We start from the raw sequence: 24034 nt of genomic DNA, 5'->3' as shown, positions 1-24034 counted from the left end.
CCGGATTATGTAATTTCTGTATGCGATATGAACTATCCTATTTTACCTATTTTTAAGCTTGAATGAAAGGTCATTTTTTATTGAAAAGCAGAAAAAGAGGACGATGTTTCGTCCTCTTTTTCTAAGCATACATCTGCTCTTCATCTTTCCGGAAAAAACCTTTCATCGCGTGGAACACATCGACTTTTTGCTTGAGGATATAGTGGCGGAATCTTTCATCAGAGATATTCTTATAAGCGGACATTAAAGTAGAATGGCGATTGTACTGATTAACTTCACCGTATCCAAACATATTCGAAACCTTCATCAGTTCTCCCACCAGCTTGACGCAGCGGGCGTTGTCAGATGTTAAATTATCTCCATCTGAAAAATGGAAAGGATAAATATTATAGCGGCTCGGCTGGTACTTTTCTTCAATAATTTCAAGTGCTTTCCGGTAGGCAGATGAACAGATCGTTCCGCCGCTTTCCCCTTTTGAAAAGAAATCTTCCTCCGAGACAACCTTTGCTTCTGTATGATGGGCAATAAACTCAATTTCCACTTTTTCATACTTGGAGCGTAAAAATCTTGTCATCCAAAAGAAAAAGCTTCTTGCCATATACTTTTCCCAAATGCCCATTGATCCGCTTGTATCCATCATCGCTAAAACAACAGCGCGTGATTCAGGCTTCACAACTTCATTCCACGTTTTAAATTTTAAATCCTCAGGATAAATCGGATGAAACTTTGGTGCTCCTGATATCGCGTTGCGCTTATAGGCAGAAAGCATTGTTCGTTTTTTATCAATATTTCCCATCAATCCTGTTTTTCTAATATCATTAAATTCAATATTTTCTACAACAATCTGATCTAACTCTTTTCTCTTAAGGTTCGGCAGCTCAAGCTCTTTGAACAGCGCCTCCTCAAGTTCCATCAGCGAAACCTCTGCTTCATAATAATCCTCGCCTGCCTGATCGCCTGCTCCCTGCCCTTTTCCGGGACCATTTGCATTCTGCTGAGAACCATCTCTTGCTACAACATCGCCGACTTTACTGTCTCCATCTCCTTGACCAACATGTTTGTTTTTATCATAATTGTATCTGATTTTATATTCATCCAGTGACCTGATCGGAATCTTAACGACATCTTTACCGTTTGACATCACAATATTTTCTTCTGTAATAAGATCTGGCAAATTGCTGCGGATAGCTTCCTGAACCTTCTCCTGGTGACGTTTCTGATCATCGTGGCCTTTGCGATGGAGGGACCAATCTTCATTCGAAATGACAAAGTTGCGCCCATTTCCTTCTATCATCTTATTTTCTCCCCCTCCAAAAAAAATTTTGGAATTGATTCACCAAACTGCACCTATTTACATAAAATAGCTTTGGGTCTAGATTTCGGTATTGTTTAGATTACTCTATCCTATGCTGAAAAAAGAGATAATTGACAAATAATTTAGAAAATTAGACTTGTCCCTTTAAAAAATAGACAAGTTTCATTCTGTATATTTATTAAAGCCATGTTTGGGTTTATTCAAAAAAAAGCGGATCAATATCCCTTATCATGTGAAGCCTGATTTTATACATATGCATCTTTTTATAACCAAGCAATGTGATCGTGTAAAGCAGGACAGAAAAAAACTCTCTGACATTCACATCAGAGAGTTTTTATTTATTATGATCTTCATGCTGAGCAGGATCAGGGTTTTTGCCGCTTTTTTTCACTTCCTGATTTGTTTTCATATGCTCCATGATCTTCGAATGCTCTACTAAATCCTTCATATTGCGCACCATTGAGCCATTCTCTGTTTCTGTTTCATTTTTTTTCGTCATGGTAAGCACCTCCAGTATTATTTTTCCTTTTCCCGATATTATCCAAATTGAAACCTAAATGTGATATGCGAACTGGACTAAGATTCTTTGGTAAGGATGAGGAATAATAGACAAACCTTGGATCCGCCTGCCTAAATTATGTTTCTTCCGCCAAAATCGGGGATATTACTGAAATTGGACAGTTTGTAGCCGAAAATGGAAATCTTTCATCCCTTTTTTTGATTATAACCGCCGGATTTCAGTTCCTATCAGCCAACCCCTTTACACGTGATAAAAGCCGGGCACTTTAGCCCGGCTTACCTTTACCGATTTAACAGGCTGCCTACATAGCGCAGCAGGTCATTTGCAGATGTTGAGTTATAGCCGTGCTCATCAATGAGTCTTTTCACAACTTCATTGATCTTTTTCAGCTGCTGCTCATCCGGTGTTTTCGAGGACGTTGTAATTTTCACTACATCCTTCAGATCAGCAAACAGTTTTTTCTGAATCGCTTCGCGAAGACGCTCATGAGAGTTGTAATCAAATCGTTTTCCTTTCCGGGCGTAAGCAGAAATTCGGATTAATATTTCTTCCCTGAATGCTTTTTTCGCATTTTCAGAGATTCCGATTTGCTCTTCAATTGAGCGCATCAGTTTGTCGTCCGGATTCATCTCTTCCCCAGTCAGCGGATCGCGGATCTTATTTTTATTGCAATAAGCCTCCACATTATCCAGGTAGTTATCCATAAGCGTTTTAGCAGACTCCTCGTAAGAATAAACGAATGCTTTCTGCACTTCTTTCTTCGCAAGATCATCGTATTCTTTTCTTGCAACGGAGATAAAGTTCAAGTAGCGTTCGCGGTCTTCATTTGAGATGGATGCGTGCTGATCCAATCCTTCTTTTAAAGATCTGAGGACATCGAGTGCATTAATAGAAGGTATTTCTTTTCTGATGATGGTCGAAGAAATTCGGTTGATGACATACCGCGGGTCAATACCGCTCATTCCTTCATCTACATGTTCCTTTTGCAGCTCCTCTACATCGACGTTATTGTAGCCTTCTACATTCTCGCCATCATACAAGCGCATCTTTTTGACGAGATCAATGTCGCCGCGCTTAGGATCTTTCAATCTCGTTAAAATGGTAAACATAGCTGCAACACGCATCGTGTGAGGTGCAATATGAACATTTGATACATCACTTTCCATAATCATCTTTTCATAAATTCTTTCTTCTTCAGAAGCTCTTAAGTTATAAGGAACAGGCATCACGATAATCCTTGAATGGAGTGCCTCGTTTTTCTTGTTGGAAATAAAGGAGCGGTACTCAGTTTCATTGGTGTGCGCTACTATGAGCTCATCGGCGGAAATTAAGGCAAATCGACCTGCTTTAAAATTGCCTTCCTGCGTAAGAGACAGCAAGTGCCACAAGAATTTCTCATCACATTTCAGCATCTCCTGAAACTCCATCATCCCGCGGTTTGCCTTATTCAGCTCGCCGTCAAAACGATAGGCCCTAGGATCAGACTCTGAACCAAACTCCGCAATGGTTGAAAAATCAATGCTTCCAGTCAAGTCTGCAATATCCTGTGATTTCGGATCAGACGGGCTGAACGTTCCGATTCCTGTCCGCTTATCCTCGGAGAAAAAGATCCGCTCAATCAGCACATCTTCAATGCGGCCTCCGTACTCCTGCTCAAGTCTCATCAGGTTTAGAGGCGACAGATTCCCCTCAATGCGAATACCGTATTCCTGAAAGAAATCTTCTCTTAGATGGTGGGGAATTAAATGCAAAGGATCCTCATGCATTGGGCAGCCTTTAATCGCAAATACAGCACCGCGATCTGTCAGAGAATACGTCTCAAGACCTCTTTTCAGCATGGTCACGAGCGTTGATTTACCTCCGCTGACAGGACCCATAAGCAGCAAAATCCGTTTCCGGACATCCAATCGCTTAGCTGCCGGGTGGAAGTACTCCTCTACAAGTTTCTCAAGCGACTCTTCAAGTCCAAACAGCTTATGATCAAAGAACTTGTAGCGTCTTGATCCGTTTTCTTCCTCTATACCGGCATCTTTGATCATATTGTAAACTCGTGAGTGAGCCGATTGTGCAACCCATGGTTTCTCTTTTAACATCTCTAAATACTCAACGAAGGTTCCTTCCCACTTCAGTCGCTGTTCATCTTCTCTGTACTTTTCAATTTTTTTTAAGATATCCATAAGGACCTCCTCCATCATTGGTGATACTTGAGCGCGATTAATACACTTTATGCAAGGATGTCCTTTAACATTCTCTTTTTGTATAGAAAAGCGGAACCGACTGTTTAGCTCCGGCAGACAGAAAAGATTCTAATAGAAAAGCTCCTATTTGAACTTAATCGAAACTGATGAAATCATCCTTTTCCAGCTGGTTTCATCGAAGTCTGCCTCATAAAATGATCCAACTTAGTTTTATCAGTCTAACCACAAAACTTATCGTTGTAATTTAAAGAAATATCAGTCTAAAACGGCGTTTTATCGGTCTATACTGCATTTTTATCAGTCTAAATCAAACATTTATCAGTTTCCGTCTAAATACTTTCTGCCTCTTCCTAAAAAAAGATAATTCAGGAAATCTTCCCATTTTTATTCACATGATATTTGGGATAGGATATAATAGGACTAGCTATGTAAGGGTCATCATTTACATATAAGGGAGGAATCAGCACGATGAAAACGGCATTAATCTTAGGGGTATGCATCACTTTCTTAGTTTCTATATTCACTGCTGGATACAATGATAAGCCAGGCTTGAAAAAATAAACATATAAAAAACGACCTGAGAATCGCTTCTCAGGTCGTTTTTTTGAGTAATCCAGGATAGTTCTGCTGCCTTAATGCTTCGTAGATTAAAATCGCAGCGGTGTTCGATAAGTTCAGGGATCTTACATTTCCTGTCATCGGCAAACGCAGACATCTTTCCAGGTTTTCTGCGATTAAGTCTTTCGGAAGTCCTGTCGTTTCTTTCCCGAAAACAAAGAAGGTATCTTCCTCATGATTGCTGTAATCAAATGTTGTATGCGGTTTTTCTCCGAATTTCGTTATATAGTAGAATTCGCCCTGCGGATATGCTTCAAACAGCTCATCTAAGGAATCATGATAAACCACATTCACATACTCCCAATAATCAAGTCCTGCACGCTTCAGCATTTTGTCATCCGTTGAAAATCCAAGAGGACGGATTAAGTGCAGCGTTGTATTGGTTGCAGCGCAAGTACGTGCAATATTTCCTGTGTTTGCCGGAATTTCCGGCTGATAGAGTACGACATGTAATGCCACTTTCTTCACCTCATCAAAATCTGTTACCCGTATTATACCACTGTTTATTTTTTAGAACCCGAATCATCCTCGATATGAAAAAATTTATACTTAATGTTCGGTGTGTAAGCTGTTGAGTCTTCATAATCCCAATAACGCATTCTGCTGTTGTACGTATTTGCATTCACAAGAGGCATGTTTGCCTGATCCTTCGCGACAACAATGGTAGTATGATCAAACCTGCCATCGCCTTGAAAATCATAGCAGATGACATCCCCCGGCATTAACGCTTCTGGTGCTCCCACTGCTTTCGCTCTTAAGCCTGATTTAGAATTCCCGAGATGCAGGGTGAGAGAATGGGCAACCGTCCAGCTGTAGCTCCAGATATTATTCTGCATCCACCACCCGGCTGATCGCCCCGGGTACCCTCTCATTGGAGCTCCGCCCGCATGAAGACACTGGGAAACATAATTCGTGCAGTTTACATCGAAATTTTTAAACTTTGGATTGTGGGTGTTCCACCATCTCTCGGCATATTGAACGGCAGCAAGTCTGTCGTACAAGAAAGATACTCTTTCATTAGAAGAATCATCGCTTTCTGCAAAAGCTTCATCATATTGATGCTCTACCTTATAATCCCTGATGATTGTTCCATTTTGAAATACAGCGATACGGTCTTCCGTTTTTTCTTCAAGATAAAAGGATTCCTGATCTTTATGAAAATACTTATAATGACACTGGTAGGAAACACGCTGCTCCCGTTTAGATACCTTTTCAATATTCTGCAATTGAACGGAAGCATTTCCTTTTACCATCTCGACATTCCTGTTTTCGAGAATCTTTTTTTTCCGCAGCAGCACTTTGCTGTCTTCTATTATATCAAGCTCTTTAGCACGCCGATTGTTGATCAGCAGCTCTAACTTAGCTTTTACTGCAGCTGAAAGATTATTTTTCATCCATGCCTCACCGCCATATTTGTCTTTAGTAAGACCATATGAAAGGAGATTGGCAAGTATGAAGCTTACGCATCTATAAGCGATATTCCTTTTTTGATTTCTTTCCGTACTTCTTCGTCTTCTTCAAGCTGAAGGGCTTTTTGCAGGTCGATCAGACTTTCTTTTTCACCAATTGATCCGATTGCCCATGCAGCCGTTCCGCGAATGACCGGACGCACATCTTTGTGCATCAGCTGTATTAATTCTGGGATAGCGGTTAGGTCCTTAAAGTGCGCGAGTGCAATAATCGCATTTCTCTGAATCGGTTTTTTCCCTCTCCATGACCCCGATACATGTCCAAACTTCTCTTTAAATTCCCGGTTGCTCATGGTAAGAAGGGGTTTAAGCTTCGGCTTTGCAATCTCAGGGTCAGGCTCCATTTCTGCATGAAGATGAAAATCCTTGCCTTTGTTCTCTGGACATACTGTTTGGCAAGTATCACAGCCATATAAACGGTTTCCCAGCTTCTTCCGGTATTTATCTGCTAAAAAGCCCTTCGTCTGCGTTAAAAAGGCGATGCATTTAGCAGAATCAAGCTGGCCGCCCTGAACAAGCGCACCTGTCGGACAAGCATCCACACAGATATTGCAGCTGCCGCAGCGGTCTTCCATTGGTGTATCCGGCGAAAATGGGATATTTGTGACAATTTCGCCCAAGTATACATACGAACCAAATTCCGGAGTGATGATCGCGCAGTTTTTTCCGCTCCAGCCAATGCCCGCTCTCTCTGCCACAGCCCGGTCTGACAGTTCCCCTGTATCAACCATTGACTTAAGCTCTGCGTTAGGAACCCGCTCCCGCATATATGCCTCGAGCTTATTCAGACGATCCCTTAACACATGGTGATAGTCCTGTCCCCAGGATGCTCTGCAGAAGATACCTCTTCTATCTTCCTTCGTGCTTTTTGGTGCATTCTTCAGCTTGGATGGATAAGCAAGCGCAATGGAAATAATCGATTTCGCCCCTGGCAGAAGAAGATCGGGATTTGTCCGCTTTTCAAGATCAGGCTCTTCAAAACCGGAATGATATCCTTTTTGTTCGTGAACAATCAGCCGCTGCTTCAGTTCATCAAAAACAGACGCCTGCGCAAACCCGATTTTATCAATGCCAATGCTCTTGCTGAATGAAAGAATATCCTGTTTAAGCTCTTCATAATTCATGTCCTGCACCTCCCTTCGGTTTATATTTTCGAAAGACATTATCTTATATGGTAAAATAAGTACATTAAAAAGTGGAGGATAAAATGATGGAAATTTCTATAAGCCCTCAAATCAAACAGCATTTTCCTGAGTTTAAGCTGGGCGTTATTGAGTATACAGCAATAAGTGTATCAGAATCCCCGCAAATGCTTAAAGGAAGAATGAGGCTCTTCCAGGAATCAATCTTCTTTGAAATGGAAGACAAAAAAGTACAGGATCTAAAACCGATTCAGGAATGGCGAAGCATTTTTAAAAAGCTTGGCGCAGATCCAGGCCGGTATCGTCCTTCAAGCGAAGCGCTGTACCGCAGAATTCAAAAGCAGCAGTATCTTGAACCTATCCATTCAGCCGTCGATTTAAATAACTTCTTCTCTCTGCAGCATCAAATCCCATTCGGCATTTACGATATCGATAAGCTATCCGGGAATATTGAAATCAGAGTTGGCAAGGAATCTGATGTTTATATGGCCATCAATGGACGGGATGTCTCCATGAACGGAAAACTGCTTTCAGCAGATGAGAAAGGTGCCTTTGGAAGCCCTTATGTGGACTCAAAGCGGACAGCTGTCACTGAAAAAACGGTAAACGCACTTCACTTAATCTATCTCCAGCCAAGCATGAATGATGAAAATGCGGATGAAATGTTATCATCATTAACGAAAATGTTCATTCAGATTCATGGCGGAGAAGGAAAGTTCAGCTTAGTTAAATAAAGCAGCATACATAGCATTCCCTCCCTGATTTGCAGGGAGGGATTTCGTTTTTAACAAAAATATAAAAAACGCAATGCCCCGTTTGTCAAAAAACGAAACACTGCGTTAATATATGTATGGAGCGGGTGATGGGAATCGAACCCACGACATTAGCTTGGAAGGCTAGAGTTTTACCATTAAACTACACCCGCAAAAGGTAATAAAGACATTATAGCAAAAAATGTACCCTTCTTCAACATAAAAAATCACATTTTGTCGAAATTACGATAAAGAAAAAACAGGAATTTCTGCTTTTTCTTTATCCTCAATTACGGTTTAGAAGTCAGGGAATGCCGGTATTCATTTGGTGTAAGCCCAACTTGTTTCTTAAACACCTTACTGAAGTACTTTTCATTTTGATAGCCTACTCCATAGGCCACTTCATATATTTTTAAATAAGGATTCTCAAGCAGTTTTTTTGCTTTTTCCATGCGGATATTTGTCAGATAATCTGTTAGTGTTGCTTGATAATCCTGTTTGAATTTCCTTGAAATGTATTCACGGCTTAAGAAAAACCGATCGGCAATATCCTGGAGATTGATATCCTCCTGATAATGCTGCTGCAGGTATTCTTCAATTTGCTGCATGTTGTTTTTTTCTTTCTGATACTTCACATTAGAGAGAAATTTGATTAGCTGTCCGAATTCTTTTTTCTTTTCTTCTTTGAACTTTTCAAAAGAAAAAGAACCGTCTTCCTTCCAATAATCCGTACCAGAATAAAAAGCCGGATGATGATGGACCTCATATTCTTTGATCCAATTGCTTCTCAATAAGTCAAATTGATTTTCCCATAGTTTAATCTGCTCCAGCGACAGCGTATGATCATTGATCAGCTTGGTGAAAATTTGATCCAGCTGTATTTCCGCCTGGGCAGCACTCCCCGATTTAAGCGCCCATTTCAGTTCGTTTGAAAAATCAAACAGATGAAGAAGCGGCTTTAAATCAACCTCATTACTTGTCACAATCTTTTGCTTACTCAATAAATTATGTTTTATATATACTTGCTCAGAAGAATCATAGGCTTCGCTTAAATCAATCGATCTTTTTCCCAAAGCAAGAATACAATTGATTTTATAAGAATGATAAATTAAAGCGCTGATTTCTTCTGAAAGATAAGTCACATTCTTATTCTTCCAAAAGAGGATAACAAGCTCTTCTTCCTTATTAATGTTCCTGAAACAAACACCGTCATTCTGTTTTCTTAATAATCCGCTGAACATATTTGAAAGGGCAGAATAGGCAAGCTCATAATCACCCTGGAATGATTTCATGACAATTGCTTTTATTGGAAGGATGGCAGCTGTTTTTTCAGCGAGCGTCATTGAAATGCCAAATTCTTTTTCAATTTTCTCTTCTGCTGATTGCGGTATTTCCTTTTTTGTACAGAGGCCCGAGAACAGCTGGTCCCAATAGAGCGGCTTCACTTCATTCATAACCCGGCTTTCCTCAGCCTGAGAATTTCTTGAATGGGCCTGCTCTTTCCATTCTGTCACAGCCCGTTCCAATGTTTCATTTAAGACATCCGGCTCAATGGGCTTTAAAATATAATCAAAGCTCTTGTAAGCAATGGCATTTCGCATATAATCAAAGTCATCATATCCGCTTACGACAATCGTTTTGCTGCCTAAATCAGCGGAATATAGCCATTTTAACAGACTTATACCATCTCTTCTTGGCATACTCATATCCGTAAAAATGATTTCCGGCCTGTGCTCTGTGATCAGCTTTACCGCTTCCTCGCCATCCTCAGCCTCAAGAATGGTGTGAATTCCGTGCCTATCCCAATCCGCCAATAAAAGCAGACCTTCACGAACATGCTTTTCATCATCAATGATGATTGCTTTCATTTCCTTCACCTTCCATCCATATAGGCAGCCTCATGGTTACCATAAAGCCTCCTTCTTCTTGATTTTCAAGCTTTAAATCAGCCTGCAGATTATAATAGAGCTTTAGCCGGACATATACATTTTTCAGCCCTATATTTGTTTCTTTTCCTTTTTTATTCAATGCCTCAGCTTTAAAATGCTCATATATCTCATTTAACCTGTTTTCCGTCACTCCGATTCCATTGTCGCTTATTTTCATGACAAGCTCATCGCTCTCCCTGTAGCACTTTAGCCGGATGCTCCCAACACCTTCACGACTATCAAACCCATGTTTAAAATAATTTTCAATAATCGGCTGCAAAATCATTTTTGGAACCTGAACCTCTTGGACGTTTTCATCGACATCTATGGTGTAATCAAGATTTTCGCCAAAGCGTTCCTTTTGCAAAAGAAGAAACGCTTTCGTATAATTTATTTCTTTACTCAAAGGAACTAAATCTTCCTCCATGTTCATTCCATATCTCATGATTTTAGATAAGTGCGTAATTAAGGAATAAATTTGCGGAACTTTATTTTTTAAAGCAACTGTACCGATTGATTGCAGCGCATTGTATAAAAAGTGCGGATTGATCTGTGATTGCAGCACTTTTAGCTGATTTGTCTTGTTTTCCAGTTCAAGCTTATACTCACGGGTGATCAAGTGATTGATCCGTTCAATCATTTGCTGAAACCTGTATCCGAGAATGCCGATTTCATCTGAACCAAAGGACTGAACCGGAACCTTCATATTTCCTTTTTCCACTTGTTCAATATTTTGAAGCAAAATTCGGATAGGCGATGTGATTTTAAATGAAACAAACAGGGTAGCTAATACAACCAATGATAATCCAATAACCCCAAATAGAATATTAATTTTGGCTACACTATAAGCACTTTCATATAAGATGTGATATGGAACCCTTTTCACTAAAATCCAGCCTCCAGATGAAGCCGAAAGCTGATCGTACATCATCACCCCATTAAAAGAGTCTTCTTTCCACTCCATTGTTCCTGAAGATTTCTCTGCTTCAAGAACGCGGTCAATCCATTTTTGATGATTTTGATTGTCGGGGATATCTGTATCTGAGCTGTAAATTAGTTCTCCTTCTGATGATAATAGATAGAATTCTTCTGTATCACGATTATATAAATTTCTGCTTAAATCGATAATCTTATCAGGTGAAATCCCAAGTGTAATATAACCAAGGACCTCATTGCCGGGAACATTCGTCAATGCCCTGTGGATTTTAATGATGTCTCTTGCTCCTCTTGTGTTGTTCTCGTGGCTTGCAAAGATTGGTTCAATATACATGTTATAAGGACTGCGTTCTGCACTGTTAAACGCTTCATTCCTGGAATCTTCTATGCTTGTGGAAAAAACAACTGTAGAACGTTTCGTCGCAGAAATAACCCGGTCATCCTTTGCAAATGAAATTTTCACTTCATTAATGGTATCCGCTGTATAAAGAATGGTCTGCATCACATTTTTAACAATTCCAATGGTTAAATAATTATTCTCAGTATCCGGAGATCTCATATAGTTAATGAAATCAGGATTATTGTAGAGAGAAAGAGTTAGACCATTCAGCTCATTAAGGTAGCTCTCCAGGTTAACCTTGCCCTGATACAGCAGATTGCTGCTTTCCTGAACGACTTGGTCCTCCATGGAGCCTTTCGTATATAAATAGGTAATAATGATCGAACTGCCAAAAGGCACAATTGTAGTAATCATTAATAAAACAATTAGTTTATTCCGGATGCTTTTTTTCAGCATGGGGACGGACCTCCCAGGTCTTACTTAACCTTTAGTATATAGTGAGGTTCTTACTCTTAAAAGGACTTTTTCGAATCTTCCTGCAAATACCTCGAAGAGCGGAGGCGCCTGTATTTACAGAGGGTCAGGGAGACTGAGCTGAAGTCATTGAATAGCGTAAACAATAGAAGCTGATGAACCTGGTTTTTAGCCAAAATCACCATCTTTTTAGAGGGAATTCAATTTTTATTAGCCATTTTAACAATTTTTATAGATTTCGAACCTTTTATTTAATCGGTTTTCTGTTTTTTAAGCTGATTTTTTTACTATTATCTGAAATCACCTTTTTATAGCTTAAAGCCTCTATTATGAGAATTTATGAACCGGCAAAAAAGCATGCCCATAAGGCATGCTTTCTGCTGCTATTATTATTTCAAGTTATCCCAAGATGTCTGGAATCTCTCAAGCAGTGTATCATAATCGATTTTGCCTGCAGCGTATTCCTGAATAGCTGCTGCGAATTCTTTATTCGCTCCATCCGGCCATTTGAACCAAGTCCAAGGAATTGTTTTTTCTTCCTTAGAGTAATCAAGGATTGATGTTCCAAGATCGCCTAAACCTGCTGGCTCAATGTTATCAAATGCTGGAATGAATGCAAATTCTTCTGTGATGAAGCGTTTGCCAGTTTCAGAAGAAACCATCCAGTTTAAGAATGTTTTAGCTTCTTCAAGGTGCTCTGAGTTTTTATTCAATACCCAGTTATTTGGAACGCCTACAGGAAGGTTTCCTGCACTTTCATCATTGCTGATTGGAATTGGAAGGAAGCCCATATTGATTTCAGGATTGATTTCAGTGATCATGTTCTCAGTCCAGTTTCCTTGTTGAAGCATTGCTGTTTCACCAGAAGCAAAAAGTGTAACTTGAGTATTGTAATCTGTTGTTAATGGATTATCGTTTGCATATTTAAGCTCTGTGTCTAATACTTCTTTAAATTCTTTAAACTGCTTGTTGCCTGTGATTTTCTCAGAACCATCATATAATCCTGCGATAAATGCTTCTGGATCTTCTTGCTGAGCAAATGGAATGTTAAGTAAATGCTGTCCAATTACCCACCACTCGCCATAACCGGCAGAGAATGGAGTGATCTTTTTAGCTTCAAGCTTTTTCGCAGCGTCTTTTAATTCATCAATCGTTTTAGGCGGCTCTGTAATACCCGCTTTTTCAAATAAATCTTTGTTGTAAACAAATCCATATCCTTCAAGGTTTACAGGCATACCATAAAGCTTGCCGTCTGCATCTGTCATTGGCACTTTTCCGATTGGAAGAACATGCTCAACCCATGGCTCACCTGATAGATCAGCTAACTTTTCTTTCCAAAGCTCTAATTCTTTAAATCCGCCGTTGTTGAAAATATCCGGCTCTTCACCTGAAGCGAATTTTGCTTTAAGCGCTGCACCGTAATCGGCACCTCCGCCAACTGTTTCAAGCTTTACTTTAATGTTTGGATGCTCAGCTTCGAATTCTTTAATCATCTCTTGAAGCTGATCAGCAATTTCAACCTTGAACTGGAAGAAATTAAGCGTTACTACTTCATCACCAGACTTAGAATCTCCGCCTGACTCCCCATCTTTAGCCGTTTCCTTAGAAGAACAGCCAGCCATAATACCAAATACGAATACTAAAGACATACATAATAACAGAAAGCGTTTCATGAATGGATTGACCTCCTTGATAACTATTATATTATATAATTTTCTGCACTCATTACATCCAATGAATGCAGAAACTTTATATCTACTTGATCGAGCCAGAAGCAATTCCCTTGATTATGTGCTTCTGTAAGAATAAGAAGAAGATGACCACTGGTGTAATACCAAGCACTAACGCGGCAAGACCCATATCCCACTGCTTCGTATATTGAGCAAAGAATGAGCTTGCTGCAAGCGGAATCGTCCGCAGCTCTGCATCCTGAAGAACCAGCAATGGAAGCAGATAATCATTCCAGATCCATAGTGTATTCAAAATAACGACCGTGACAGTAATCGGTTTTAGGAGAGGGAAAACAATTCTCCAAAATACTCCGAACTCGCTGCATCCGTCTATTTTCGCTGATTCTTCAATTTCCACAGGAACTGTTTTTACGAATCCATGATATAAGAACAGCGACAGCGGAACACCAAATCCAAAATACATCATGATTAAGCCTGGAATACTATTTGTTATCCCGAGCGTACCGCCAAGCTTCATAAGCGGGATCATGACCGTCTGAAACGGGATGACCATGGCAGCTACGAAGAGAATGAATAAAATCTTGCTGAACTTTCCTGGCGTGCGGACCATTTTCCATGCAGCCATCGAACTAATGATAACTAAACCAATGTTACTGAAAACTGTAATCACAAGGGAGTTCCAGAATGCACGAGGGAAGTTGATGATCTCCCACACCTTGGCATAGTTAGAAAACATGAATTCCTTCGGCCATGCTGCAGCATCAATGAGGATTGCCGCAAACGGCTTGACAGAGTTGATCAGCACGAAGTAAAAAGGAACAAGGAAAATGAGCGCGACGGCAATGGCTATTATCTCTAATATAAACGTCCTGCTTGTATACCGGTTACCCATTAAGCCTCAACCTCCCTCTTCTTCGTCATCATTACCTGAACTGTAGTAAAGATTGCAACTACTACAAAGAACAGAATGGACTTCGCTGTACCTAATCCATAACGGTTGTTCTGGAAGGCTTCCTGATAAATGTTAATCGCTACAGACTGAGTTGAATTGAATGGCCCCCCGCCTGTCAGGGAAATATTCAGGTCAAAGATCTTGAATGCCATCGAAATCGTTAAGAACAGACAAATCGTAAATGCCGGTAATATCAAAGGAATAATGATTTTTGTTAAAAGTGTGAAGCTTGATGCACCATCCATTTTCGCAGCCTCCAGCAGTGAATTATCCACACCTTGAAGCGCTGCAATATAGATGACCATCATATAACCGCTGGTCTGCCATGCAAATACGATGACAATTCCCCAGAACGCTGTCGTTTCATCCCCAAGCCACGGCATTTTGAAAAATTCGATGCCCGTCATGTTCCCGATCGAAGCAAATCCTTTTACAAAAATAAACTGCCAGATAAATCCGAGCAATAACCCGCCGATCACGTTAGGAATGAAAAACACGGTCCGCAATATGTTCTTGGTTTTTAGCGCAGCATTTAAAATCAGCGCAAACGCAAAACCTATTAAGTTACTAATAATAACAGCCGCAAACATAAATTTCGTCGTAAACATAAAAGAATTAAAAAAGGCCGGATCGTTCGTAAAGATCTTCTTATAATTCTCAATTCCTACCCACTCAACAGCTGAGCTGACTCCATTCCATGAAGTAAATGAATAATAAAGACCCATTAAGAACGGAAAAATTTGAATAACTAAGAAAAATAAAAGTGCCGGTCCAACAAAGGCAGCGTATGTTAGTAAACTCTTATACTTAAATTTCTTTTTAGGTACTGCCTCCATATGAGATTTCGTGCTTACCGGATCCGTTTGAATTTTCGTTTCCAACCGTATCACCACCCCTTTTATTGTAATCGCTTTCTTTTATTATAATAGTAGCGCTTACTTATATAGGGAGACTAAATTGACGAAGAAGGTGCAATATTTTGACTATATTTTTATTCATTTGGATAAGGCAAATCCTAAAAATCACCGGTAGGCACAGTTCCTTTCAATCTCTTCTATGGTTCTTCTCAGTGATTGAATACCGAAAAGGTATTGGATGAAGGCCATTTTAATCAAAATAACTGGGTCAATACTTGGACGGCCTCGATCTGCGGAGTAGACTTTCTCTCCTAAAGAATTGCTGAAAGAAAAATCGAGAGCCTGTTCAATTTAACGGACTAAGTGATTTTTCGGCACCAACTGTTCAAGTGTAATCTTCTCAAGTTTTTGACAACATCCAAATCACCTCTGAATTGTTCTACTTTAATTATAAAAAAAACTGTCGACAATTCCCCCAAAAAAGGGGGATTTGTCGACAGTCTGAAACTCTTCCTAAGTAGTGTTTTTTTTGCTTTCAATGAATTGTTGAATGTCCTGCAGTAATCTTTTTATTCTTTCTTTGTTTGTATGATGCTGATGAATAAACGTATACCCATTATCCGTTATCTCCTGCCTTTTCTCTTCGTTTTTCAAGTAATACATTGCTTTCTCATAAAAATTATCCTTGTTGCATGAAACAAAGTTATGTCCGTCCTTAAACCCCAACTCTGAAATGTCATCTGCAGGCTCTGCCAGCATTAAGGTCCTGCAGGCAGGAGCTTCAAAAAATTTTTGTACGGGATAGTTATAGATGGACCCGCAAGTAAAAAAAATTTTAGATTTATTGATTTCTTGTGCATATTTCTCGTTGATGATGGCATTTTTTGACCTTGTCGCTTGCCCGGGGTGAGGATTGAAAACAAAGCCTTCAACATCCCTCATTTTTATCAGCACTTCTTCTCTGAATGGGTATTTTCCGCGGGGAGTTTTTGGAACATCAATTGCTCTTCCTTCACGGTCATGCACTTGCCCCATCAATAAGAAGTTTATTTTTTTATCCATTTTCCAATCTTTGTAGATCATAGGGTTGACGGCAAAGGGAAACCATTTAAATTTATTTCTATACTGTTCGAACCTGTTTAAAAAAGCTGATTTAGTCAGTGAAAAGATAAGATCTATTTTCGTATCATTAAAATATTGATTCCTTATTTGAGGGGAATAATGGATATCTATGACAATGCAGCCTTTTGGTATGTCGACTTCACCAAGTCCGTTTACCCTTTGGTGAGAAAGCGTGATTCCAGGCTACGTCATATTGAAGAATAAAATCCGGTAAAAAATTCAATGTTTTCAGGATATCATGAATATCTCCATCTTTATCCCAGTATTTAATCTCAGCCTGTTTTTCCAGCTCAGTTATCGTTTCATAAAGAGATTGATAAGTCGGAAACTGTTTTTGAAAGTGTTTCATAATCACAAGAATCTTAAGTTTTTCTCCCAATATACAAACCTCCTTATGTAAAATAAATAACTCTTTCATTTTATTGACAAAGATGATATTTCATAACTGTAAATTTCCTGCAGTAAATGTATACCACGACGTTATAGTCTGATCTTGAACGGAACCCCCTTGCTGTAAAAGCTCTGGCCATCACTTGCTCCGTCCGGAAACACAACATTTTGGAATACAGAAAGGCTGTCGTTTCCAAATACCTCAATGGAAGATTCGTCTACGAAAATACTCAGTTTCACTCGTTTTTTCTTTGGCGTAACTCTTGTTTCATGATAGGCGGAAAACTTATCAGAAAAACTGATGTCTCCTGATTTAGAACGATCAAAGGTGGAAGATAGATGGAGTTTCCCATGGAGCATATAAAGTACACGTGGGTGAAGCAAGTTCGTACTGGATGCTTCCGGAATCTCTGCCGGAGACGATGTGCAAGTTTGGGAGTACCTGGACTGCGGCAACCAGCAATGGAGAATAACCGCTCGGTGGGATGAAACGTATCGTTTAAGAGCTGTCAACAGCGGTCCAGCATCAGTTGAAATCGTCATGAACTTTACTTTTGAAGTTCTTCTAGTTGCTTGATTATTTCATTTTCTAGTATTTCTCCTTCTTCATAACTTGCTGCTTGAACTGTCCCTTTAGGGGCTATTTTAAGTGCTATTTTGCACTATAAGTAAATATAAAAAAGCCCAATTTCAAAATTTCAGTGCTGAAAATTGGGCTTTTTTATATTGTAATTTCCTTAAAGTTGTAAATCAACTCCATGACGCTACCCCTATTAAAAAAGCATTATCCCTATTCGAATAATGCTTCACAACTTCACTTTTACTTCGGTACCGTCTTTTAATTTGGTTTCCACAAGCACTAGGCCTTTGTGCATAGAAAGTCCTTGCAACAATGGTTTTAAATCTTTTCTTTCAATTTCCGGAAAACTGAATTTACTGCCATCCTTTTCAATTGCCTTATTAATTATGCGGTTAACTCTCTTTGAAGTAATAATCAAACTAACCATATTTAAAACCGCATAAGGAACGGGAATGGAGAACCGCTTATCCTTTACTTTCACCTTAACTTTTAACATAAACTACTCAATCACCACGAAAACTTTATCACCGTTAGCCGAGGTGATATCAACAATCTGTCCGTCCAATTCGTTTTCGATTGCCTCGATGAGCAGGTCAACATTAATATCTTTTACATATTTTTCTGCCTCGGGGATTTTTTCCGCAATATTTGTACCTACTTTCAAAACAGCTTTTACCAGATTAATTGGTAAATTCACATTTACATTATCACCTTCTTCAGAGGTAACACGAATCTTTAATATTTTATTGCCATATGGTACTTCTTTCTTTAATGAAAAAAGTTCTGGCTGGTCTTTTTCTCGGAGGATATTAATTAATTCACTCGCTTTTTCTTTATCAATCTTTCCTTCTTCCATCAACGTTAATACCCTTGAAATTTCATCCTTCATTCTGCTTCCCCCTCTTTTAATAAACGGATTGCTTCTTCCGCTGTAATTTCTCCCTTTTCTAAAAGGCCAACAATCTTTTTCTTATCGACTCCCGGTTTCTTTTGTGCGTTATATCCTAGGATGGAAATGATATCATCTAATTTACCCCTGACCGTTGGATAGGAAATGCCTAATTCCTTCTCCACTTCTTTTATATTCCCGCGGCATTTAAGGAAAGTTTCAATAAAATGCAGTTGTTCCTGACCTAAAGCAGACAGTTTTGAAGCTTCAAATTCATTTTCTATTGTTGTCTGACAATGTCCGCATTGTAGCTTTGTAATTTTTAATGATTCGCTGCAAACCGGGCAATTTGTGAGTAAAGGATATGCCATGTTTTGCTCCTTTCTTTTATTAACCATATTATACTACGTTTTTTAATAATATCAAATATCAACTTAAAATAATTTATAAAAGCGAACTTAAATATTAAATAATTTAATTTGAATATTAAATATAAGTGCTAACCATTCTGAAATCAACTCCGGCTTAGGAAAAGAAGTTCCAGTAACTGCCGATTCTGCTACCCTTAAAATTACGCATATAGAGAATCACATTGTTTTTAATATGTTCTTCAGTTAGGTTAGATGGTTTCAATAAAGTAATATCAATACCCTGATCTTTAAGTTGATTTAAAAATGCTTGTATTCCATTCAAGTAATATTGAATTGTATGAGGTCTTAAATTTCGAAATTCGCAATCCTTAATGAACAATTGAATAGCATCTTTAAATGTCTCTACATAAGCTTTTACTTACTTTGAATAACAGCCAGTTCATCATCATTTAAAACATTCTTACGCCTTGTCATAATAATTCCTCCTTCAACGGTGCACACGATTAAGGAACACGATTTCATTTGAGGATGTCATGTGAAAAAAAGATAAAAAGACAACAAAAAAACGCCTCTACAATAACTGTAGAGACGTTTTTAAACGTTGATATTACTTAATTCACTTGTAATTGAAAGTAATAAAATTTCGATACCGGTGGCCGGGGTCGAACCGGCACTCCAGAGGAACACGATTTTGAGTCGTGCGCGTCTGCCAATTCCGCCACACCGGCAAATGAAATTGTGATGAAGATGGTGCCGAGGACCGGAATCGAACCGGTACGGTAGTCACCTACCGCAGGATTTTAAGTCCTGTGCGTCTGCCAGTTCCGCCACCCCGGCAAGGGTGATAAATAAAAATTGGAGGCGACACCCGGATTTGAACCGGGGATAAAGGTTTTGCAGACCTCTGCCTTACCACTTGGCTATGCCGCCTCAACTATTGGAGCGGAAGACGGGATTCGAACCCGCGACCCCCACCTTGGCAAGGTGGTGTTCTACCACTGAACTACTTCCGCAAATCGCATTGTAATGTATTTTATGCAGGAGCTGCACAAAGATGACTTTAGATTGAAAATGGCTGGGCTAGCTGGATTCGAACCAGCGCATGACGGAGTCAAAGTCCGTTGCCTTACCGCTTGGCTATAGCCCAAAACAGAAATAAAAACCCTATTAAGTAAAAAATGGGGCGACTGATGGGAATCGAACCCACGAATGCCAGAGCCACAATCTGGTGCGTTAACCACTTCGCCACAACCGCCATTATACTATATAAGATTAATTAAATTGGCAGGGGTAGTAGGACTCGAACCCACACCGGAGGTTTTGGAGACCTCTGTTCTACCTTTAAACTATACCCCTATATTCTTTAAATAAAATGGTGGAGGGGGACGGATTCGAACCGCCGAACCCGGAGGGAGCGGATTTACAGTCCGCCGCGTTTAGCCACTTCGCTACCCCTCCACACTGTAAGTGGTGCCGGCAAGAGGACTTGAACCCCCAACCTACTGATTACAAGTCAGTTGCTCTACCAATTGAGCTACACCGGCATTTAAGTGTAAATGGTGGCTTGGGACGGAATCGAACCGCCGACACAAGGATTTTCAGTCCTTTGCTCTACCGACTGAGCTACCAAGCCATTTTATTCTTTTTTAATTAAGAATGGCGGTCCCGACCGGGATCGAACCGGCGATCTCCTGCGTGACAGGCAGGCATGTTAACCGCTACACCACGGGACCATTTGGTTGCGGGGACAGGATTTGAACCTGCGACCTTCGGGTTATGAGCCCGACGAGCTACCAGACTGCTCCACCCCGCGACAATAATAAATGAAGTTTTTTTGCTGCTTTATTTCAGTAAAGATGGTGGAGGATGACGGGCTCGAACCGCCGACCCTCTGCTTGTAAGGCAGATGCTCTCCCAGCTGAGCTAATCCTCCGCAGTGAAAATGATATTGGTGACCCGTACGGGATTCGAACCCGTGTTACCGCCGTGAAAGGGCGGTGTCTTAACCGCTTGACCAACGGGCCATTTATATAAGTAGTGGCGGAGAGCAAGGGATTCGAACCCTTGAGACGGGTTACCGCCTACACGATTTCCAATCGTGCTCCTTCGGCCACTCGGACAGCTCTCCAAAATGGCTCCGCAGGTAGGACTCGAACCTACGACCGATCGGTTAACAGCCGATAGCTCTACCACTGAGCTACTGCGGAATAATATTTTCACTAGCCTGGCAACGTCCTACTCTCACAGGGGGAAACCCCCAACTACCATCGGCGCTAAAGAGCTTAACTTCCGTGTTCGGCATGGGAACGGGTGTGACCTCTTTGCCATCATCACCAGACATAGTGACAAAAATTATTATACTATGAAATCCGAAGATTTCAAGCTTTTTTTTTCGAAAGAAGTTATTCTTTCAAAACTAAATAACGTATGATAACAAGTTTCACTCAGGTTTTACACTTTATTAGACTGTGGTTAAGTCCTCGAACGATTAGTATCTGTCAGCTCCACACGTCACCGCGCTTCCACCTCAGACCTATCAACCTGATCATCTTTCAGGGTTCTTACTCACTAATGTGATGGGAAATCTCATCTTGAGGGGGGCTTCATGCTTAGATGCTTTCAGCACTTATCCCTTCCGCACATAGCTACCCAGCGATGCCTTTGGCAAGACAACTGGTACACCAGCGGTGCGTCCATCCCGGTCCTCTCGTACTAAGGACAGCTCCTCTCAAATTTCCTGCGCCCACGACGGATAGGGACCGAACTGTCTCACGACGTTCTGAACCCAGCTCGCGTACCGCTTTAATGGGCGAACAGCCCAACCCTTGGGACCGACTACAGCCCCAGGATGCGATGAGCCGACATCGAGGTGCCAAACCTCCCCGTCGATGTGGACTCTTGGGGGAGATAAGCCTGTTATCCCCGGGGTAGCTTTTATCCGTTGAGCGATGGCCCTTCCATGCGGAACCACCGGATCACTAAGCCCGACTTTCGTCCCTGCTCGACTTGTAGGTCTCGCAGTCAAGCTCCCTTGTGCCTTTACACTCTGCGAATGATTTCCAACCATTCTGAGGGAACCTTTGGGCGCCTCCGTTACATTTTAGGAGGCGACCGCCCCAGTCAAACTGCCCACCTGACACTGTCTCCCAGCCCGATCAGGGCTGTGGGTTAGAATTTCAATACAGCAAGGGTAGTATCCCACCAATGCCTCCACCGAAGCTGGCGCTCCGGCTTCCAAGGCTCCTACCTATCCTGTACAAGCTGTACCAAAATTCAATATCAGGCTACAGTAAAGCTCCACGGGGTCTTTCCGTCCTGTCGCGGGTAACCTGCATCTTCACAGGTACTATAATTTCACCGAGTCTCTCGTTGAGACAGTGCCCAGATCGTTACGCCTTTCGTGCGGGTCGGAACTTACCCGACAAGGAATTTCGCTACCTTAGGACCGTTATAGTTACGGCCGCCGTTTACTGGGGCTTCAATTCAAAGCTTCGCTTGCGCTAACCTCTCCTCTTAACCTTCCAGCACCGGGCAGGCGTCAGCCCCTATACTTCGCCTTGCGGCTTCGCAGAGACCTGTGTTTTTGCTAAACAGTCGCCTGGGCCTATTCACTGCGGCTTTTCAGGGCTATGAACCCTAAAAAGCACCCCTTCTCCCGAAGTTACGGGGTCATTTTGCCGAGTTCCTTAACGAGAGTTCTCTCGCTCACCTTAGGATTCTCTCCTCGCCTACCTGTGTCGGTTTGCGGTACGGGCACCTCTCACCTCGCTAGAGGCTTTTCTTGGCAGTGTGGAATCAGGAACTTCGGTACTAAATTTCCCTCGCCATCACAGCTCAGCCTTATATGAGAAGCGGATTTGCCTACTTCTCAGCCTAACTGCTTGGACGCGCATATCCAACAGCGCGCTTGCCCTATCCTCCTGCGTCCCCCCATTGCTCAAATGGTGAGGAGGTGGTACAGGAATATCAACCTGTTGTCCATCGCCTACGCCTTTCGGCCTCGGCTTAGGTCCCGACTAACCCTGAGCGGACGAGCCTTCCTCAGGAAACCTTAGGCATTCGGTGGAGGGGATTCTCACCCCTCTTTCGCTACTCATACCGGCATTCTCACTTCTAAGCGCTCCACCAGTCCTTACGGTCTAGCTTCAACGCCCTTAGAACGCTCTCCTACCACTGTTCGTAAGAACAGTCCACAGCTTCGGTGATACGTTTAGCCCCGGTACATTTTCGGCGCAGAGTCACTCGACCAGTGAGCTATTACGCACTCTTTAAATGGTGGCTGCTTCTAAGCCAACATCCTGGTTGTCTAAGCAACTCCACATCCTTTTCCACTTAACGTATACTTTGGGACCTTAGCTGGTGGTCTGGGCTGTTTCCCTCTTGACTACGGATCTTATCACTCGCAGTCTGACTCCCAAGGAGCAAGTCTTTGGCATTCGGAGTTTGACTGAATTCGGTAACCCGATGAGGGCCCCTAGTCCAATCAGTGCTCTACCTCCAAGACTCTCATACTTGAGGCTAGCCCTAAAGCTATTTCGGAGAGAACCAGCTATCTCCAGGTTCGATTGGAATTTCTCCGCTACCCACACCTCATCCCCGCACTTTTCAACGTGCGTGGGTTCGGGCCTCCATTCAGTGTTACCTGAACTTCACCCTGGACATGGGTAGATCACCTGGTTTCGGGTCTACGACCACGTACTAAAACGCCCTATTCAGACTCGCTTTCGCTGCGGCTCCGTCTCATCAACTTAACCTTGCACGGGATCGTAACTCGCCGGTTCATTCTACAAAAGGCACGCCATCACCCATTAACGGGCTCTGACTACTTGTAAGCACACGGTTTCAGGATCTTTTCACTCCCCTTCCGGGGTGCTTTTCACCTTTCCCTCACGGTACTGGTTCACTATCGGTCACTAGGGAGTATTTAGCCTTGGGAGATGGTCCTCCCTGCTTCCGACGGGATTTCTCGTGTCCCGCCGTACTCAGGATCCACTCTGGAGGGAACGAAGTTTCGACTACAGGGTTATTACCTTCTCTGACGGACCTTTCCAGGTCGCTTCATCTACCCCGTTCCTTTGTAACTCCGTATAGAGTGTCCTACAACCCCAAGAGGCAAGCCTCTTGGTTTGGGCTAATTCCGTTTCGCTCGCCGCTACTTGGGAAATCGCGTTTGCTTTCTCTTCCTCCGGGTACTTAGATGTTTCAGTTCCCCGGGTCTGCCTTCATTATCCTATGTATTCAGATAAAGATACTGTTCCATTACGAACAGTGGGTTTCCCCATTCGGAAATCTCTGGATCAAAGCTTACTTACAGCTCCCCAAAGCATATCGGTGTTAGTCCCGTCCTTCATCGGCTCCTAGTGCCAAGGCATCCACCGTGCGCCCTTCATAACTTAACCTAAATGGTCAACCGCATCATAAGATGCGTTTCGCATTTCGTTGTTTGTTTAGACATAAATGTCTAGAAAATCACTAATTATGGTAAGCGTA

Annotated in this window: 19 protein-coding genes, 17 tRNA genes, 2 rRNA genes and 1 pseudogene; 2 read left to right on the top strand and 37 right to left on the bottom strand. The window is 41.5% G+C overall.

The features are described from left to right. Window positions 1-121: 121 nt before the first annotated feature. The 6 genes from yhbH to queG form a co-directional block, all read right to left on the bottom strand. A complete protein-coding gene (yhbH, locus tag QLQ22_RS03765) occupies window positions 122-1294 on the bottom strand; it encodes a sporulation protein YhbH (RefSeq protein ID WP_223439799.1) in 1173 nt (390 codons plus the stop codon). Between the two features lie 355 nt (window positions 1295-1649). Next, complete coding sequence (locus QLQ22_RS03760) at window positions 1650-1814, bottom strand: hypothetical protein (RefSeq protein WP_223439796.1); 165 nt, start codon at window positions 1812-1814, stop codon at window positions 1650-1652. A gap of 302 nt (window positions 1815-2116) precedes the next feature. Then, window positions 2117-4012: a PrkA family serine protein kinase gene (locus QLQ22_RS03755; protein ID WP_223439794.1), complete on the bottom strand. Its 1896-nt coding sequence runs from the start codon at window positions 4010-4012 to the stop codon at window positions 2117-2119. Between the two features lie 612 nt (window positions 4013-4624). Then, window positions 4625-5110: a tRNA (uridine(34)/cytosine(34)/5-carboxymethylaminomethyluridine(34)-2'-O)-methyltransferase TrmL gene (gene trmL, locus QLQ22_RS03750; protein WP_373464639.1), complete on the bottom strand. Its 486-nt coding sequence runs from the start codon at window positions 5108-5110 to the stop codon at window positions 4625-4627. Window positions 5111-5154: 44 nt separating this feature from the next. Then, entirely contained in the window at window positions 5155-6045 is an 891-nt protein-coding gene (locus tag QLQ22_RS03745) for an amidase domain-containing protein (RefSeq protein ID WP_284016023.1), read from the bottom strand. Window positions 6046-6110: 65 nt separating this feature from the next. Continuing rightward, window positions 6111-7244 carry a tRNA epoxyqueuosine(34) reductase QueG gene (queG, locus tag QLQ22_RS03740; RefSeq protein WP_284016022.1) on the bottom strand — a complete coding sequence of 378 codons (1134 nt, stop codon included), beginning with the start codon at window positions 7242-7244 and terminating at the stop codon, window positions 6111-6113. Window positions 7245-7330: 86 nt separating this feature from the next. Here queG and QLQ22_RS03735 point away from each other — a divergent pair, with 86 nt between their 5' ends. Beyond that, window positions 7331-7996, top strand: coding sequence for a B3/B4 domain-containing protein (locus tag QLQ22_RS03735; RefSeq protein WP_252208039.1), 666 nt, complete (start codon window positions 7331-7333; stop codon window positions 7994-7996). A 117-nt stretch (window positions 7997-8113) separates the two neighbouring features. Here QLQ22_RS03735 and QLQ22_RS03730 read toward each other — a convergent pair. The 10 genes and pseudogenes from QLQ22_RS03730 to QLQ22_RS25090 all read right to left on the bottom strand — a co-directional run bounded on the left by QLQ22_RS03730 (window position 8114) and on the right by QLQ22_RS25090 (window position 17064). After that, window positions 8114-8187 (bottom strand) — tRNA-Gly (locus QLQ22_RS03730). Between the two features lie 117 nt (window positions 8188-8304). Further along, window positions 8305-9882, bottom strand: a complete 1578-nt coding sequence (locus QLQ22_RS03725) for a response regulator transcription factor (RefSeq protein WP_284016021.1) — start codon at window positions 9880-9882, stop codon at window positions 8305-8307. Beyond that, a complete protein-coding gene (locus tag QLQ22_RS03720) occupies window positions 9863-11674 on the bottom strand; it encodes a cache domain-containing sensor histidine kinase (protein WP_284016020.1) in 1812 nt (603 codons plus the stop codon). Before QLQ22_RS03720 ends, QLQ22_RS03725 begins: the two co-directional genes overlap by 20 nt. 407 nt (window positions 11675-12081) lie before the next feature. Continuing rightward, window positions 12082-13365, bottom strand: a complete 1284-nt coding sequence (locus QLQ22_RS03715; RefSeq protein WP_223439779.1) for an ABC transporter substrate-binding protein — start codon at window positions 13363-13365, stop codon at window positions 12082-12084. 82 nt (window positions 13366-13447) lie between these two features. Continuing rightward, window positions 13448-14275 (bottom strand): carbohydrate ABC transporter permease, encoded by an 828-nt coding sequence (locus QLQ22_RS03710; protein ID WP_223439777.1) that lies wholly within the window; start codon window positions 14273-14275, stop codon window positions 13448-13450. Beyond that, window positions 14275-15216, bottom strand: a complete 942-nt coding sequence (locus QLQ22_RS03705) for a carbohydrate ABC transporter permease (protein ID WP_423246229.1) — start codon at window positions 15214-15216, stop codon at window positions 14275-14277. Before QLQ22_RS03705 ends, QLQ22_RS03710 begins: the two co-directional genes overlap by 1 nt. A 144-nt stretch (window positions 15217-15360) precedes the next feature. Next, window positions 15361-15588, bottom strand: a pseudogene (locus QLQ22_RS03700) (transposase); the annotation flags it as partial. 117 nt (window positions 15589-15705) lie between these two features. Beyond that, window positions 15706-16254: a glycosyltransferase family protein gene (locus QLQ22_RS03695; RefSeq protein WP_284016019.1), complete on the bottom strand. Its 549-nt coding sequence runs from the start codon at window positions 16252-16254 to the stop codon at window positions 15706-15708. 199 nt (window positions 16255-16453) lie between these two features. Next, window positions 16454-16693, bottom strand: coding sequence for a hypothetical protein (locus tag QLQ22_RS03690; protein WP_284016018.1), 240 nt, complete (start codon window positions 16691-16693; stop codon window positions 16454-16456). 101 nt (window positions 16694-16794) lie between these two features. Further along, window positions 16795-17064 (bottom strand): glycoside hydrolase family 32 C-terminal domain-containing protein, encoded by a 270-nt coding sequence (locus tag QLQ22_RS25090; RefSeq protein WP_423246228.1) that lies wholly within the window; start codon window positions 17062-17064, stop codon window positions 16795-16797. Between the two features lie 64 nt (window positions 17065-17128). Between QLQ22_RS25090 and QLQ22_RS25085 the strand changes: the two genes are divergently transcribed. After that, complete coding sequence (locus QLQ22_RS25085; RefSeq protein WP_423246227.1) at window positions 17129-17281, top strand: RICIN domain-containing protein; 153 nt, start codon at window positions 17129-17131, stop codon at window positions 17279-17281. Window positions 17282-17510: 229 nt separating this feature from the next. Here the strand turns inward: QLQ22_RS25085 and QLQ22_RS03680 are convergent, their stop codons facing one another. From QLQ22_RS03680 to QLQ22_RS03575, 21 genes are all read right to left on the bottom strand, one after another. Further along, window positions 17511-17780, bottom strand: a complete 270-nt coding sequence (locus QLQ22_RS03680; RefSeq protein WP_223439773.1) for a hypothetical protein — start codon at window positions 17778-17780, stop codon at window positions 17511-17513. Between the two features lie 3 nt (window positions 17781-17783). Continuing rightward, on the bottom strand, window positions 17784-18173 hold the full coding sequence (locus QLQ22_RS03675; protein ID WP_284016016.1) for a hypothetical protein: 390 nt from the start codon (window positions 18171-18173) through the stop codon (window positions 17784-17786). Beyond that, window positions 18170-18544: a DUF2089 domain-containing protein gene (locus tag QLQ22_RS03670; RefSeq protein ID WP_223439769.1), complete on the bottom strand. Its 375-nt coding sequence runs from the start codon at window positions 18542-18544 to the stop codon at window positions 18170-18172. Before QLQ22_RS03670 ends, QLQ22_RS03675 begins: the two co-directional genes overlap by 4 nt. 647 nt (window positions 18545-19191) lie before the next feature. After that, window positions 19192-19272 (bottom strand) — tRNA-Leu (locus tag QLQ22_RS03660). Between the two features lie 20 nt (window positions 19273-19292). Beyond that, window positions 19293-19381: transfer RNA gene (locus QLQ22_RS03655), tRNA-Leu, on the bottom strand. A gap of 19 nt (window positions 19382-19400) precedes the next feature. Beyond that, a tRNA-Cys gene (locus tag QLQ22_RS03650) sits at window positions 19401-19474 on the bottom strand. Between the two features lie 8 nt (window positions 19475-19482). Beyond that, a tRNA-Gly gene (locus QLQ22_RS03645) sits at window positions 19483-19557 on the bottom strand. A gap of 59 nt (window positions 19558-19616) precedes the next feature. Further along, window positions 19617-19691: transfer RNA gene (locus tag QLQ22_RS03640), tRNA-Gln, on the bottom strand. A gap of 32 nt (window positions 19692-19723) precedes the next feature. Next, window positions 19724-19799: transfer RNA gene (locus QLQ22_RS03635), tRNA-His, on the bottom strand. Between the two features lie 27 nt (window positions 19800-19826). Beyond that, window positions 19827-19900 (bottom strand) — tRNA-Trp (locus QLQ22_RS03630). 17 nt (window positions 19901-19917) lie between these two features. Then, window positions 19918-20002, bottom strand: a tRNA-Tyr gene (locus QLQ22_RS03625). Window positions 20003-20012: 10 nt separating this feature from the next. Continuing rightward, window positions 20013-20088: transfer RNA gene (locus QLQ22_RS03620), tRNA-Thr, on the bottom strand. Window positions 20089-20101: 13 nt separating this feature from the next. Continuing rightward, window positions 20102-20177: transfer RNA gene (locus QLQ22_RS03615), tRNA-Phe, on the bottom strand. Between the two features lie 24 nt (window positions 20178-20201). Continuing rightward, a tRNA-Asp gene (locus QLQ22_RS03610) sits at window positions 20202-20277 on the bottom strand. 3 nt (window positions 20278-20280) lie between these two features. Continuing rightward, window positions 20281-20357 (bottom strand) — tRNA-Met (locus QLQ22_RS03605). A gap of 44 nt (window positions 20358-20401) precedes the next feature. Further along, a tRNA-Val gene (locus tag QLQ22_RS03600) sits at window positions 20402-20477 on the bottom strand. A gap of 16 nt (window positions 20478-20493) precedes the next feature. Continuing rightward, window positions 20494-20568: transfer RNA gene (locus QLQ22_RS03595), tRNA-Glu, on the bottom strand. Window positions 20569-20582: 14 nt separating this feature from the next. Further along, window positions 20583-20672, bottom strand: a tRNA-Ser gene (locus QLQ22_RS03590). 4 nt (window positions 20673-20676) lie between these two features. After that, window positions 20677-20751, bottom strand: a tRNA-Asn gene (locus tag QLQ22_RS03585). Between the two features lie 15 nt (window positions 20752-20766). Next, window positions 20767-20882: ribosomal RNA gene (gene rrf, locus QLQ22_RS03580) — 5S ribosomal RNA — on the bottom strand. A 130-nt stretch (window positions 20883-21012) separates the two neighbouring features. Beyond that, a 23S ribosomal RNA gene (locus tag QLQ22_RS03575) occupies window positions 21013-23943 on the bottom strand. Window positions 23944-24034 lie beyond the last annotated feature (91 nt).

This window comes from Metabacillus hrfriensis (assembly GCF_030127205.1).
GTDB lineage: Bacteria > Bacillota > Bacilli > Bacillales > Bacillaceae > Bacillus_P > Bacillus_P dongyingensis.
Note: the sequence above shows the minus strand (reverse complement) of the source record. Positions and strands in the feature narration are given on the sequence as shown.